At 41.1% G+C, this 14,114-nt stretch carries 10 protein-coding genes and 1 pseudogene; 9 read left to right on the top strand and 2 right to left on the bottom strand.

The genetic code is table 11. From position 1 onward, the window contains the following. The 4 genes from ACJJVX_RS15560 to ACJJVX_RS15545 all read left to right on the top strand — a co-directional run bounded on the left by ACJJVX_RS15560 (nt 1) and on the right by ACJJVX_RS15545 (nt 7,761). On the top strand, nt 1–1,845 hold the full coding sequence (locus ACJJVX_RS15560; RefSeq protein ID WP_405632289.1) for a glycoside hydrolase family 13 protein: 1,845 nt from the start codon (nt 1–3) through the stop codon (nt 1,843–1,845). Between the two features lie 100 nt (nt 1,846–1,945). Further along, nucleotides 1,946–3,838 carry an alpha-amylase family protein gene (locus ACJJVX_RS15555; protein WP_405632286.1) on the top strand — a complete coding sequence of 631 codons (1,893 nt, stop codon included), beginning with the start codon at nt 1,946–1,948 and terminating at the stop codon, nt 3,836–3,838. Continuing rightward, nucleotides 3,828–5,315: an MFS transporter gene (locus ACJJVX_RS15550; protein ID WP_405632284.1), complete on the top strand. Its 1,488-nt coding sequence runs from the start codon at nt 3,828–3,830 to the stop codon at nt 5,313–5,315. Before ACJJVX_RS15555 ends, ACJJVX_RS15550 begins: the two co-directional genes overlap by 11 nt. A 37-nt stretch (nt 5,316–5,352) precedes the next feature. Then, the gene (locus ACJJVX_RS15545; RefSeq protein ID WP_405632281.1) at nt 5,353–7,761 is read left to right on the top strand and encodes a glycoside hydrolase family 15 protein; all 2,409 of its coding nucleotides are present in this window, start codon (nt 5,353–5,355) and stop codon (nt 7,759–7,761) included. Between the two features lie 124 nt (nt 7,762–7,885). On the opposite strand, the gene ACJJVX_RS15540 is transcribed toward ACJJVX_RS15545, so the two are convergent. Continuing rightward, nucleotides 7,886–8,137, bottom strand: coding sequence for a phage integrase N-terminal SAM-like domain-containing protein (locus ACJJVX_RS15540; protein ID WP_235575819.1), 252 nt, complete (start codon nt 8,135–8,137; stop codon nt 7,886–7,888). Nucleotides 8,138–8,986: 849 nt separating this feature from the next. Here ACJJVX_RS15540 and ACJJVX_RS15535 point away from each other — a divergent pair. After that, complete coding sequence (locus ACJJVX_RS15535) at nt 8,987–9,433, top strand: hypothetical protein (RefSeq protein ID WP_405632280.1); 447 nt, start codon at nt 8,987–8,989, stop codon at nt 9,431–9,433. 34 nt (nt 9,434–9,467) lie between these two features. Then, the gene (locus ACJJVX_RS15530) at nt 9,468–9,593 is read left to right on the top strand and encodes a hypothetical protein (protein ID WP_405632278.1); all 126 of its coding nucleotides are present in this window, start codon (nt 9,468–9,470) and stop codon (nt 9,591–9,593) included. Nucleotides 9,594–9,967: 374 nt separating this feature from the next. Here the strand turns inward: ACJJVX_RS15530 and ACJJVX_RS15525 are convergent, their stop codons facing one another. Next, on the bottom strand, nt 9,968–10,171 hold the full coding sequence (locus ACJJVX_RS15525; protein ID WP_054203496.1) for a helix-turn-helix transcriptional regulator: 204 nt from the start codon (nt 10,169–10,171) through the stop codon (nt 9,968–9,970). Between the two features lie 667 nt (nt 10,172–10,838). Between ACJJVX_RS15525 and ACJJVX_RS15520 the strand changes: the two are divergent. The 3 genes and pseudogenes from ACJJVX_RS15520 to ACJJVX_RS15510 all read left to right on the top strand — a co-directional run bounded on the left by ACJJVX_RS15520 (nt 10,839) and on the right by ACJJVX_RS15510 (nt 14,051). After that, nucleotides 10,839–11,921, top strand: a pseudogene (locus ACJJVX_RS15520) (transposase). A gap of 302 nt (nt 11,922–12,223) precedes the next feature. Next, a complete protein-coding gene (locus tag ACJJVX_RS15515) occupies nt 12,224–12,604 on the top strand; it encodes a hypothetical protein (protein WP_054203499.1) in 381 nt (126 codons plus the stop codon). Between the two features lie 418 nt (nt 12,605–13,022). Continuing rightward, the gene (locus ACJJVX_RS15510) at nt 13,023–14,051 is read left to right on the top strand and encodes an alpha/beta fold hydrolase (RefSeq protein ID WP_405632275.1); all 1,029 of its coding nucleotides are present in this window, start codon (nt 13,023–13,025) and stop codon (nt 14,049–14,051) included. Nucleotides 14,052–14,114 lie beyond the last annotated feature (63 nt).

Raw genomic sequence — 14,114 nt, 5'->3', positions numbered from 1 at the left:
ATGAAATCACTCATTCAGATTTTTTTAGTAAGCGCACTTTTAACTACGTGCATAAACGTTAATGCAATGACGGCATCACCACAAAGCTGGTGGGTTGGTATGCAAACTAATTCATTGCAAATTATGCTTCATGAACAAAACGTTGCTAAGCATCAATGGCAATTAATGCCATACTCTGGCGTAAATTTACACAACATAATAAAAACAGATAACCCAAATTACGCCTTTTTAAACCTTGAAATAAGCCCAAGTGCAAAGCCGGGTACGTTAGTGTTTAATAGTGCTGCGGGCGGGCGTTTTGAATATTCATTAAATGCGCGCAAAGCCAATAGCAGTAAACGACGTGGTTTTGATAGTAGCGACACACTTTATTTAATTAATCCCGATCGTTTTGCCAATGGCGACAGCACTAACGACAGCGTAAAAGGCATGTTAGAGGCTGCAAACCCAATTGAGCGAGGCGGGCGTCATGGTGGTGATATACAAGGGGTAATTGATGCGTTGCCATACTTACAAAAACTGGGTGTAACTCAACTTTGGCTAACGCCGCCGCTTGAGAACAACATGCCAAGTTATTCGTATCATGGCTATGCTATTACTGATTTTTACAAAATAGACCCGCGTATGGGTTCCAATGCACTTTATAGGGAACTGGCAGCGAAAGCCAAGCAACACGGCATCGGCTTGGTAATGGATTTAGTGCTTAATCACTTTGGCTCTGAACACGTATGGATGAAAGACAAACCCACTGCTGATTGGATCAATTTTAATGGCGATTTTGCAAATGGAAAACATGCAACCAGCCATGCAAGACAAACCATTCAAGATCCCCACGCCAGCGACTTTGATAAACGCCAGTTTAGTGATGGCTGGTTTGTTGCCACCATGCCTGATCTAAACCAACGCCAGCCATTATTGGCAAACTACCTTATTCAAAATGCCATTTGGTGGATTGAGTACGCTGATTTAAGCGGTATTCGAGTAGATACCTACTCATACTCTGACAAAGCCTTTTTAGCTAACTGGACCAAAGCAATCATGACCGAGTACCCACAGTTTAATATTGTGGGTGAAGAATGGACGTCAAACCCCGCGATTGCTTCATACTGGCAAGCAGGCAAAGTAAATAATGATGGTTATACGTCAAGCTTACCCAGTGTGATGGACTTTTCATTGCAAGAATCACTTATTCAAGCACTTAATGAAGATGAAAGCTGGAACACCGGCTGGGTTAAAGTGTATCAATCGATTGCCAATGACTTTTTATACCCAAATCCAGATAATTTATTAGTGTTTGCTGATAACCACGATATGAGCCGTGTATATACCCAGCTTAAGCAAGATCTTGCTAAAACTAAAATGGCGATAACTCTGCTGCTTACTACTCGCGGCATTGCACAAATGTATTACGGTACCGAAGTACTGCTTGATAACACAGGCAGTAACGATCACGGCGATATTCGCATTGATTTTCCCGGTGGTTTTAAAGGCCAAAAAAGTAACGCCTTTACAGGGCAAGGCTTAACAATTGATCAACGTGATATGCTGCAAACGATTAGCACCTTACTTAATTTTAGAAAACAAAGCGCTGCACTGAGCCAAGGTAAACTCACTCATTTTAGCCCAAAGGATGGGGTGTATAGTTACGCACGCACAAGCGAAAAACAAACCGTGCTGGTGTTTTTAAACAAACATGCTGAGATGAAAAGTTGGCCACTTCATTACATGGAAGAAGTGCTTGGTAGTCAAATACATGCAACTGAGCTATTTACTCAACAAACAGTAAATTTAAATAAAGCAGTCACCTTACCCGCAATGAGTGCAGTGGTGTTAGTGATTGAATAGTGTGAATACGTATGCAGCCGCTGTTAGTCAGTGGCGGTTCACATTAGTATTAAAAATATAACAAAAATGACATGTAAATGTCTGAGTAAGTAATAAAATTATGACAACACAAAAAATCACCATTAGCACGCTCAAATATGGCCCATTAATATTAGCCAGTGGCTTACTTTTAAGTGGCTGCTCTGAAGAACCCGCACCGAAGGCTAAAGCGCAAAAAGTACACGAACACGTCACCGAACACTCTAAACCCGTTGTGTATCAAGTATTCACGCGTTTATTTGGTAATACGCAAACGGCTAACGTACCGTGGGGAACGAAAGAGCAAAACGGTGTAGGTACATTCAGTGATTTTAATGATGCGGCTTTAAGTGGCATAAAAGAACTGGGTACTACCCATATTTGGTATACGGGCGTGCTTCATCATGCGCTGGTGGGTGATTACAGCCAATACGGCATTAGTCAAGATGATCCTGATGTTGTAAAAGGCCGTGCAGGTTCACCTTATGCGATTAAAGACTATTACGACGTTAACCCAGATTTAGCCATCAATCCAGAACGTCGTCTTGAAGAATTTTCAGCGCTCATTACACGCACTCACCAATATGGCATGAAAGTAGTGATTGATATTGTGCCAAACCATGTTGCGCGCCACTATAAGTCAACCGCAAAACCTATGGGCGTTAAAGATTTTGGTGAGCAAGATGACACCAGCGTAGAATATGCGCGCGACAATAACTTTTATTATGTCACTGGGCAGTCTTTTCAAGTGCCAACCAGCGAAGGCTACCAAGTGCTTGGTGGTAATGCCCACCCACAGGCTGATAATTTATTTGACGAAACTCCCGCTAAGTGGACAGGTAACGGTGCACGAGCTGCCAAGCCAGATATAAACGATTGGTACGAAACCGTAAAAGTAAATTACGGTGTAAAACCCGATGGCAGCTATGACTTTCCTAGCTTACCAGCTGACTACGCAAACAAAGACTTAAGGACGCACTTTGAGTTTTGGCAAGATAAAGAGCTGCCAAACAGCTGGTATAAATTTCGTGATATCGCGCTGTATTGGCTTGATAAAGGCGTAGATGGTTTTCGTTATGATATGGCCGAAATGGTGCCCGTTGAGTTTTGGAGCTTTTTAAACTCCTCTATTAAAATGCATAATCCAGAAGCCTTTTTATTGGCCGAAGTATACAACCCAGCACTATACCGCCCGTATATCCAACAAGGGAAAATGGATTACCTCTACGATAAAGTAGGCTTTTACGACACGCTTAAAGGCGTTATGCAAGGTAAACAAGCGGCAAATAGCATTTTTGCACCACAGCAAGCCGTTGCAGACATTGAACAGCACATGCTGCACTTTTTAGAAAACCACGACGAACAACGCATAGCCAGCCCTGATTTTGCAGGTAATGCAGCAAAAGGTAAGCCCGCGCTGGTGGTATCTCACCTTATTAGCCGCGCGCCAACACTGTTGTACTTTGCTCAAGATGTAGGCGAAGACGGCTCAGAATACGCAGGCTTTGGTAAACCCACTCGCACCAGCATTTTTGATTACATTGGCGTACCCGCGCACCAAGCATGGATGAACAACGGCAAATTTGACGGCGGAGCACTCACGCCTGAACAAAGTCAGTTACGGAACTACTACAAAGCGATTATGGCGTTGAGTAAACACCCAGCAGTTGTTGCTGGCGACATGCAACCCCTTATCGTGACTGGCAGCGAGCACGTTGCCGCGTTTAGCCGCAGTATTGGTAATCAACAACTTTGGGTCGTGAGTAATTTTTCGAGTGCACAAACAATAGTCACCATTGAAATGCCAATGACCACCTTAGTTGATGACAAGCGTGGCGAGTTTAAGTTATTGGATTTACTAGAAGCAAACCAAAAAGCTGCCATGACTATCAACGAAGAACACGCACAGATAAGTTTAACGTTAGATGCGCTTAGCAGTGCAGTTCTCACCACTGGAGCACACAATGAAAGATAACAAACCCGATTTAAGCTTTTGGCAAATATGGAATATGTGCTTTGGCTTTTTAGGTATTCAGTTTGGCTTTGCGCTGCAAAACGGTAACGTAAGCCGCATATTTCAAACATTGGGTGCAAACGTTGATGACATTCCTATTTTATGGGTGGCAGCGCCGCTAACGGGTTTAATTGTACAGCCAATTATTGGCTATTGGAGTGATAAAACCTGGGGAAAATTAGGCCGCCGCCGTCCGTTCTTTTTATATGGTGCAATTTTAACGACCTTATCGCTGTTTATTATGCCAAACTCGCCAACGCTTTGGATTGCAGCAGGCATGCTGTGGATCATGGATGCGTCAATCAATGTCACAATGGAACCTTTTCGCGCTTTAGTGGGCGATAACTTACCAAAAAAACAACGTGCAACAGGTTATGCCATGCAAAGCTTTTTTATTGGCGTTGGCGCTGTTGTGGCATCGGCATTACCGTGGATGATGACCAATTGGTTTGATATTGCTAACACCGCGCCTGCGGGGCAAATTCCTGACTCTGTAAAGTATTCGTTTTATTTTGGTGGCGTGGTTTTATTGGTCGCCGTGGGCTGGACTATTTTAACTACCAAAGAATATTCACCACAACAACTTGCAAAGTTTAACGAACAAGACAGCGATGCTGAGCAAGTCGACATTACTAACACCGTTAACTTTAGCAAAGGCGGCGCAATTTTTACCGCACTGGGCATGAGTGTACTTGCCCTTGTAATGGGGCTGGGGCTTGAAAAAGAGCTGTATTTACTCGCCGCTGGTTTAATGTGCTTTGGGATTATTCAATTTATTGCCGGTACGTTAAAAGCCAAACAGCATACTGCGGGTGGTTTTTATCAAGTAGTCAACGATGTATTCACGATGCCAGAGGCGATGAAACAATTGGCGTGGGTGCAATTTTTTAGCTGGTTTGCGCTGTTTGCAATGTGGATTTACACCACCTCAGCGGTCACTAGCTTTCATTATGGTAGCAGTGATACCAGCTCTGCGGCTTATAACAATGGCGCTGACTGGGTAGGCATTTTATTTGCCGCGTACAATGGGTTTGCCGCACTGGCTGCATTATGTATACCGGTCATCGTAAAGCGCATTGGTTTAAAACTCGCTCACGCAATTAACTTAATTTTAGGCGCTTTGGGCTTAGTCAGCTTTATTGTAATTAAAGATCCTACCTTACTTATTTGGCCAATGATCGGCATTGGTTTCGCTTGGGCGTCTATTCTATCGTTGCCATATGCCATGTTAAGTACGTCAGTACCGAGTCATAAAATGGGCGTGTATATGGGCATATTTAACTTTTTTATAGTGATCCCCCAATTACTAGCAGCCAGCATATTGGGTCTAATTTTACGTCACTTTTTTGAAAACCAACCTATTTACGCACTAGTATTGGGCGCGGTGTCGTTTGTACTGGCAGCGGTTGCTGTTATGCGTGTTAAACACGCGCAGTAACGCTTATAGCTAACAGATAAGATTTAAGGGTTTAAAAATGAAAAAATACAACATGATCACCACAAGTTTACTCATGCTTGGCTTAACGGCGTGTAGCTCAGAGCAAGCCTTAACAGACACCCCCAAAGTAACTGAGCAACTAAGCGCACCCGGTGCCCCAGGCGTTGACCCATTTTGGGCATTCGCAGGTAAAACAGGTATTGGTACTTCGTTTGAGCAATATCAAAATGGCGCTTATAGCGACAGCGCAGCGACGGGTAAAGTATCAAAAGTATGGTTTTCGATAGCAAAAGGAGTGATCACCGAAACTATGTTTGGGCTAATTCACCAAGCACAAATTAAAGACATGCAGTTTGTTATTGTTGGTAAAGATTTTACCGTAACTGAAACGGATGATCTTGACGTAACAATTGACTACTTATATAAAGATGAGCACGGCCGCCCGTTATCATTGGCTTATAAAGTAACAAGCACAGATAAACAAGGCCGCTTCAGCCTTGAAAAACACATATTTACCGATCCAGACGGGCAAACTTTATTTGTGCGCAGTATTTTTAATACTCAGCTTAAAGGCGTAAAAGCCTATGTAACGGTAAATCCATACATAGATAATAATGGCCTGGATGATTTTGCAAAAACCACAGAGCAAGGGCTAGTTGCATGGCAGGGCGATAGTTACTTGTCATTACAAGGCGCTAAACCATTTAAACAGACCAGCGTAGGTTTTACAGGCAAAAGTGATGGTTTAAATGCGCTAAAAACGACTCAACAGCTTCCAAGCGTTTATCAAAATACCGGTGAGCAATCAGGTAATGTGAGTTTACTTGCCGAGCTGGGTGAGATTGGCAACAACAGCCAATTTGATCTAACCCTGAGTTTTGGCAACAACGAGCAAGCGAGCTTTAAGCAAGGCCAAGCAAGTTTAGCGCGTGGCTATCAACACGTACTTGATAACTACAACGGAAAAGGCGACGCATTAGGCTGGCAAGATTATCTACAAAGCTTAGCACCGCTCAATACCATGAGCGAGCAAACTACTGATAATGGCAAGCTACTTTACACCAGTGCCATGGTGTTAAAAGCGCAAGAAGATAAAACGCACGCTGGTGCGCTTATTGCTTCGTTATCAAATCCATGGGGCGAAACAGTCTCAGCCAAAACAGGTTCAACCGGTTATAAAGCTGTATGGGTGAGGGATTTTTATCAAGTTGCTATGGCGTTTATGGCACTTGGCGACACTGCTACAGCTAAAACTGCATTCGAATACCTTGAAAAAGTACAAGTAAATAATAAAACACCGGGCAACAAGGGCGATACAGGCTGGTTTCTACAAAAAACACACGTCGACGGCGAGCTTGAATGGGTGGGCGTACAGCTAGATCAAACCGCTATGCCAATTATGCTCGCGTGGAAATTGCACCAAGCAGATGTGTTAACAGATGCAGAGCTAACTGGTTGGTACGGGCGCATGTTAAAACCTGCTGCTGACTTTTTGGTAGACGGTGGGCGCGCCAAAATTTTGTGGAACGACATGCAAATAACACCGCCAGCTACTCAGCAAGAGCGCTGGGAAGAGCAAGCGGGCTATTCACCATCAACCACAGCCGCCGTTGTAGCAGGCCTTATTACTGCTGCTGATATTGCAACACTTGCAGGTGATGATCAAAATGCTAAACGCTATCTTGAAACCGCTAAAAAATATAATAGCGGCATAGAAAGCATGATGTTTACCACCGCCGGTAATTTAGAATCAATCAACTCAGACGGTGAGTATTTTATTCGAATAGGCCAAGACAAAGACGCCAATTCAAACACTAAAATTAATGCTAATAATGGTCGTGAAGGCTTTAATAAAAAGCAAATTTTAGACGGTGGCTTTTTAGAGTTAGTACGTTATGGCGTGCGCGATGCACTTGCTCCAAGCATTGTAAAAACCTTGCCAGAGTATGACGATGAAACGTTAGCCGATAACTTACAAGTTAAGTACAGCTATCAGTTTAGCGATGGCAGCGGCTCATTCCCAGGCTTTCGCCGTTATGGTAACGACGGCTACGGTGAGGACGAAGTAACTGGCGCAAACTACGCCGAAGGCGGGCAAAATACCCCCGGCCAACGTGGCCGTGTATGGCCGTTTTTTACCGGTGAGCGAGGCCATTACGAAATTGCCGCCGCAAATGCCACGCAATCGTTAAACGCAGACAAGCAACAATCTATTAAAAACACGTATGTGAAAGGGTTAGAGCAGTTTGCCAACGAAGGCATGATGCTGCCAGAGCAAGTATGGGATGGCGTAGGCAACAATAAAGCAGGTTATACACTCGGCGAGGGCACCAACTCCGCCACTCCGCTTGCATGGACACATGCAGAATACGTTAAGTTAGTACGTTCTTTAAGCGACAAACAGGTATGGGACCACTACCCAGTGGTTGAACAAGCGTTGAAGTAAGTTGGTTTAATCAGTAATACTAAGAGCCACGGTTAACAGCCGTGGTTTTTTATGGAAATTTAAAGTATCAATGCTGTATTAAGTCATGTAGCAGCAATTTTATATCGCGTATAGCACAAAATATCTAAGCCTCAGCTATGATAATCTCGAAAACGGGCTCACTACGCCATTGGCACCTTGTTGCAAAACATGGGTATAGTAAACTTGCTATCAAATAATGTCGTTTATTTATATGTTTATATAAAAAAGCAAGTGCATTTAAAGCGGTTGCTTGTGTTTTCGCTGCCACTTTCTTAGTGACTGTTAGGTGATTTAAAAATATTTCTACTTCATTATTCCCCATACTGGCTGGATGACGCTTATTATGGAAATGGATATAGGCACTCGTCCAAAATACATAAGTTTCAAATAAGTTTCAATAGACTTTTTAGCATAGTGATGGCTATACATATAGTCGATAAGATTATTAAGAAAAGGGGATTTAGTTTTCATTTTAAATGCCATTAACTGTGTTTATATACAGTGCTGGTGATTTTCCTTCTAAGTCAAGAAATGAGGACACTTTCCTCTTTTTTACACATTATTAAAAGAACAGCCCGACTTAAAGTTTAAAGCTGGCAATGTGTTACAGTATTTGTTATTAATAATAAAAATATATAATAGGACATACATTGCTCATAAAAAGAGGAAAGTGTCCTTTGATAAAGTTGTTATATGTTCTGTAACTTATGAGTACTCTTCAATATCTAGCAATACAGTGCTGTGCATTTTTGGGATTATACATTGGCGGATTAATATTGCCTAAATATGACGAAATACTATATCCATTTGCACCTAATTTGCGCTTTTTATCGCAGTTCTGGTTCAATATATTTGTATATGCTTGTTTATCATCAATGTTTGCTTTAATAGGGTCATGGGTTTATAAAAAAACAATTTCCTTTGCTATTCTGGCGGCGGTGGTTGCTATAGCGATAGACTTTCTATACAGCCTATTTAGCAATCTCTATGTTCACTTTTTTCACTTTAGCTATATATTTGTTTCGATTTCTGGCATGTATTTGAGCGTATTAATAATAAAGAAATTGGCAAATTACATTAGTGAAAAAAAACATATAACAAGCAATTAAACAGGGATAAAAAACTTGCGGGCTATTCGCTTCGCTCAATTTTAGCCCACAATTTTTTACCCGTTAATCGGGCGTTATATCACTAGGGATAGTCCGTGCGCGATCAACTTAAAAATTTAACTGAAGATGATTATTGGGTTTATGGAATAACAGAACCCGATTTTGATCATGCTGTTGAGTTGGTTCGAGAAATGATTGATGCTCGATCTGAACAATATAAAGTTCAAGAAGCCAAAGTAAGACTTGAAAACCCCGAAGCTGCTGATGATATTTTAGATGATGTAGCTTATTACCGATACACTGATAATCAATACCTTTGGCAGTTTGCGCTTTGGAGGCTTCAAGGACTTATTGAAGCTGTAATTGCCCATCAACTTGTTAAAACTGGAAATTCAAAAAAACTATTTGGTTTAAAGTCAAAACTAGAAGCTTTGGATAAATTTGGTTATAGCATTAAGCAACAAGAGATCGAAGAGTTACTGTTGTGGGCTAACTTAAGAAACGCAGTTTCCCCTCTCTGTCAGACTAGTTGTCGCGCTTAATATTTAACCATTAAATAGAGGGTGTGGAGTAACAATGAAACATTATTCAGCGCAAAGCAAAGAGTCGGCTCTTCAGAAGATGATGCCTCCAAATAAACAACCAGTTCGCGTAAATATCAAAGAGCCAGAGATAGCTTCTCAGTTTAGAGCTCGTACATAAGTATGCATTTATTTCTTTGTGTTAAAAGTTTTTGTTGTTGACAAGAGGGAGTCCACATAAGTTTGCTAGACACCCAATGAGTTACATTGTGCCAAGTAGAGCGCAGATTAGTACAATACTAATCTATCCGATATAATCTCATTCTGCGTGCAGCCAAGTTCATGGATAACTTAATATCGTAGAATCTATAAGCTATTTGTAGAAAACCTGTAGCTGTTTGTTACCATACTTAAATAGCCCAGCATTCGTTGGGCTAATTTAGGCAATAGACATTAGGGAGTCATTATGTGTATAGACCCTTTTTATCAAAAGCCCATAATTTGTTGTTCTCAAACGTCGTTGAATACATCTTCAAAAGCTCCCGAGCCAGAAATTTATCTCAAAGTAAATATTTGCTCGACTGAAACAGCAAAATAAGCCGAAATTCTGAGTGCAATTACCACCGATGGTGTAAAACGCCCGGTTTCTACTGTACTGATGGTTTTTCTAGAAACGCCTATGGCATCTGCTAACTCTTGCTGAGAAATTTTATGCTGCAATCTAAGTTTGTGAAGATGGTTGTCTAAATCTTCATTCATCAAGACCTTCCTCACGTAGTTTCCACAAAATTAACACACCATGCGTGGCTGCTGCCAAGCCAAGTAATACTTGAAGCATATCCGTAAGCCCAAAGGGAGCTATAAATTCTATAAACCACTTGCTGTCGCCACTATAAGCGAGGAAAATTCCGCCTACTACCATAATGTGACAGGTAGCACGCAAGCTGAACGAACTGACATAATCCACATACTCGTCGTTAAATTTCAGCGCCCAGTAACCTAGACTCGATATATTTTTGCAAATTTCATCGATTTAAGAACTAACACAATACAATAAATAATACTCACAAATACAATTACATCTAATAGCCAATAGATAACTGAGTTTTTTTCACTAATTACTGTTAAAAACACCTGAGCTAAAAGGAAGAGCGCTAGTACAATACTGATTCTCCCGGTAATTGCTAAATATTGTTGTTCCGTTTCTGGTGGTACTGATAGTGATTTTTCCATCTTTGTGTATATCCCTTTTCTGTTGGCGACGAATTAATGTCGTATTGTGTTGACTGCGTTTAAGGTTACACGTGATACCTAAATACACCAAATGTAACCTTTAGGTATCAATGGTACCTAAAGGTTACATAAAGGCAAGCTTTCTTTTATTTTTAGCTAATATTTGACCAATAACGAGAGACGAAATTTGAAAATGAATGAGGAAATAAACAAAAAACAAACCCGAATTTTCTTGTGCGGGGAAGACCGTTTTACAGGGAAGTCTTATGAGCACCGCAGAGGGTGGGTTGAAGAGAAACTACTGAGTCTAGGCAAGGTATTTTGTATTGATGTGTGTGAGTATGCTGTTATGAGCAACCAGCAAAATGTCAGGAACATTTAACAACAGCGCAGCTGGCCCGAAGGGCGAAAGGCAGGACGCCTGAAGTACACGCACCTAGTGTTGTATGTTGATGATAAAAAAGCGAATCGGCTAAATGATAAAGCGATTGTTATTCGTTGGCACAAGCTGTGTAAAGGCACCGTACTTACGCAAAGATACATACAAGGTGAGAAGCTAAGTAAAACTGAACTTATTTTTTTTAATCAAACAGTAAACCAATACCGTGAACGGCTATCAAGTATTAGCTGGTTTATGCGGCTATTAAATGAAGACATTGCTCGTAAAGCGAATAAAGAAGATAACTGCACAGGCCGATTTTATTCGCTGCCGTCCATGGCGCTCACCCTTCGGGCCGCTTAAGGCATTCAAAGTTGTTCCTTACAACTTTGTGGGAAGGTCCTTTCTTTAAAATACAAAGCAGTCATAAGCGCTTCTTGATGAAGCATCATTAGCAGCCTGTATGGCATACGTTGATTTAAACCCTATCAGGGCTAAAATGGCAAACACGCCAGAAGAGTCATCACATACGAGTGTGCAAAAACGATTAGAAAGCGCAACAGAAGGCTGCAACCAAAGCAACTATTAAGATTTTCAGGCATGCCACGTCAAATCATGCCAAAAGGCCTGCCGTTTGAACTTAAATCTTACCTTGAACTGATTGAATTAACAGGGCGTTGTATACGAGAAGGAAAGCGCGGGTATATTGAAAGCACACATTTACCTTTACTAGAAAGAGTCAATATCTCCCCAGAAAACTGGTTAAAACTCACGACACAATTTACGCGCGTATTTCATGGCGCAGTAGGTAGGACGACCTCACAAGAGAGTTACAGTGAACACTTGAGCAGAAAACGGCGTAGCAACGTCAGTAACAGCGAAAAGCTGCTGGCATAAAGTTAAAAGTCCTCAGTAAAAAGTTAAAACTGCAATTATGCAGTTATTTTTATGCGCGTAATTTAGGCTTAAGAGTACTAATAACTTATTTAATGGGTGAAATGAAAGCAACCCATTAATAAAAAGTAAATTCATAACCTAAAAGTAAATTTAGTGGAATAGTGATGTTGGCTCAATTAGAGTGGCTGTCTAATTTGTTTTGATTGAACCAAAATAGGAACTCAGCTATGGTTGATGCATCAATAAAAATAAATTTAAAACGAGTTATTCTACAGGCTCGTTAAATTGCAAATGAGGCCAAATTGAAATATCTATCATTCCTACTGCTCTTTGTACCAAGTGCCCATGCTTGTTTTGGCGGCACAAGTAAGGAAGATTACGAATTGATAAAGTCTCAATCTTTAGATCAAACTTATCTAATGGTGGGCTTACTCATTCTAGCGATAATTTTACGTGCGATAACAAACAAGAATAAAATTTGGGTACCGCTACTTATAACTTCAACAAGCATGTACTTCCCATTTGCGAAGTATCAATCGGCTCTATATAACAATGATTGGTGTGGCTGGGGTGTAGTTCATGCATTTCAATTAGGCACAAAAATTATGGTGTGTATTTTTGTGATTGAATTACTTAATTTCTTATATGCAAAGTTTAAAAGAACAGAAGTAAATGCAATTTAACAAACCAAGTCCTCAATAAAAAGTTAAAACTGCAACTATACAGTCTTTCCATGCGCGTAATTTAGGCTTAAGAGTACTAATAACGAAATGAAAGTAGCCCAGTAATAAAAGGTAAATTCATAACCTAAAAAGTAAATTTAGTGGAATAGCTTTGTTGCTTCAATTAGAGTGGCTGTCTAATTTGTTTATTCGAATAATAGGGCTGGGCTTAAACCACATGCACATTCGTATAAGTCACACAGGCCAAAGTGGTGGAAAATTGACATCACCTCTTAGTCCATGATGATAATTATTGTGCTTATCTTAACCATAGTAAAACAGTTCACACAGTTACAGAAAATTATTAACCATGATAAATTTCAAAGGTTTAATTCAAGCTATTTCTGTGTTAGATAAGACATGATTCATAGGAGTTAAAATGACAATAAGTATGCAGGTGATTAGCCTGATAAGGGCATTAGTAATATTGACTGTGCTGGTCATTCTGGGGGGCTGTGATTGGTTTGATGACAAAGTTGAGGTAACCTCGGCTGAAGCGGCGTATTTATTGCCAGATCGTCACGCTGAGAATGTTAAGTTACAACAACAATCGGCCAGTCAGTTGTCTAATGCTGAACTTTATCAACGTGCGCTTAGCTTGTGGCCAATCGCTTATCGTGAGTTGAGTGTACCGACTTCTCTTGGTCAAGCTCGGGTTATTGTAGCAGGTCCCGCTGATGCTGAGCCGTTGGTTCTGTTGCACGGTATGCACGCCAATTCAGCCATGTGGTACCCTAATATTGCCGCGCTGGCAGAACACTATCGCGTTTATGCAATTGATGATCTGCTCGGCTCTGGCGGGTCACGTGCAAGTGCAGATATTAGCGATATGGAGCAGGTGGTAAGTTGGTATCAAGAGTTATTTGACCGTTTGCAGTTGAGTTCTTTGCATTTGGTAGGTGCATCTCGTGGTGGTTGGCAAGCGGTCGCCATTACTCTAGCTGAATCTACCCTGGAAAAGTCGCGTATTCAGCGCTTGGTGCTACTAAGTCCTGCGCAAACCTTTGGTTGGATAGAATTAAGTGGCGACTTGCTGGCGAGCATTTTTTTTACTATCAATCCAGATCGCAATGAAGTGCAAGAGAGCTTACAAAGTGTGTCAAGCCGGCCACATATGATTAACCCAATTTATTTAGATCAATATGTAGCAGCACTTGAGGATGATCCTGTTCCGGCTTTGATAACCGAACTACGACCATTTTCGGATCAGCAGTTGCAACAGATTACTTTACCGACATTAGTTTTAATCGGTGATAATGATATGATGAACAACAATGATAGCCTTGAGCGGGCGAAGAAAATACTGGTGCAGGGACAAACCAAGCAAATAAAAAATGCGGGGCACTTTTTAACGGTTGATCAGGCTGAACATGTGAATCGCGCTATGTTGAAGTTTTTATCGCGTTAAGTATATACCCAGCAATCTCAAGGTGAGAGCGTCGTTGGAATTAAAATCAATAACGCTTAATCC

Origin of the sequence: Pseudoalteromonas sp. Ld20 (genome assembly GCF_045064175.1) — a bacterium.
GTDB lineage: Bacteria > Pseudomonadota > Gammaproteobacteria > Enterobacterales > Alteromonadaceae > Pseudoalteromonas > Pseudoalteromonas neustonica.
Note: the sequence above shows the minus strand (reverse complement) of the source record. Positions and strands in the feature narration are given on the sequence as shown.

Bases quoted from the DNA above. Each gene is read 5' to 3' on its own strand.
- ACJJVX_RS15550 (WP_405632284.1), top strand. From the start codon at position 3,828: ATGAAAGATAACAAACCCGATTTAAGCTTTTGGCAAATATGGAATATG.
- ACJJVX_RS15560 (WP_405632289.1), top strand. From the start codon at position 1: ATGAAATCACTCATTCAGATTTTTTTAGTAAGCGCACTTTTAACTACG.
- ACJJVX_RS15545 (WP_405632281.1), top strand. From the start codon at position 5,353: ATGAAAAAATACAACATGATCACCACAAGTTTACTCATGCTTGGCTTA.
- ACJJVX_RS15555 (WP_405632286.1), top strand. From the start codon at position 1,946: ATGACAACACAAAAAATCACCATTAGCACGCTCAAATATGGCCCATTA.
- ACJJVX_RS15510 (WP_405632275.1), top strand. From the start codon at position 13,023: ATGACAATAAGTATGCAGGTGATTAGCCTGATAAGGGCATTAGTAATA.
- ACJJVX_RS15530 (WP_405632278.1), top strand. From the start codon at position 9,468: ATGAAACATTATTCAGCGCAAAGCAAAGAGTCGGCTCTTCAGAAGATG.
- ACJJVX_RS15525 (WP_054203496.1), bottom strand. From the start codon at position 10,171: ATGAATGAAGATTTAGACAACCATCTTCACAAACTTAGATTGCAGCAT.